The 426-nt window shown below is 76.1% G+C and carries 1 protein-coding gene; it reads right to left on the bottom strand.

Annotated elements, in window-relative coordinates; translation table 11 throughout:
• Positions 1 to 277: MerR family transcriptional regulator (locus IE249_RS36670; RefSeq protein WP_229857827.1), on the bottom strand; the 277-nt coding region annotated here is incomplete at its 3' end.
• Positions 278 to 426: the final 149 nt, after the last annotated feature.

Genomic DNA, 426 nt, shown 5'->3' with positions numbered 1-426 from the left:
CGGCCTGGATCTCCACCTGGGCCGCGATGTCGCCGAGCTTGATGGCGGTCACGATGCCCGGGAAGGCGTTGCGGACCGAGGTGTACGACGCCTCCTCCTCGCCGCTCCCGGTGCGGGCGAGCTCGACCGAGAACGCGGCCAGGTCACGCCCGTCGATGAGCCGCCGTCCGCTCTCGTCGCGGTGGGTGGCCATCCGGCCGGCGTCGGCCCAGCGGCGGGCGGTGTCCGGGCTGACGCCGAGCAGCCGCGCCGCCTGGCCGATCGTGTAGGACTGCATGCGGTCACGATAGGGCCAGGGGCACGGAAGCCGGGTTCGCGGGTGCGCGGGCCCGGCCGCTCAGCCGGTGTGCACCCGGGGCCGCTTGGCCGGGTCGGGCTCGGCCTCCCGCAGCACCTCCCGGGTGACCGGCGCGACCTCGCCCTGCC

The organism is Streptomyces anandii JCM 4720, from assembly GCF_014650655.1.
Lineage (GTDB): Bacteria > Actinomycetota > Actinomycetes > Streptomycetales > Streptomycetaceae > Streptomyces > Streptomyces anandii.
This window is presented reverse-complemented; position numbering and strand designations above follow the sequence as displayed.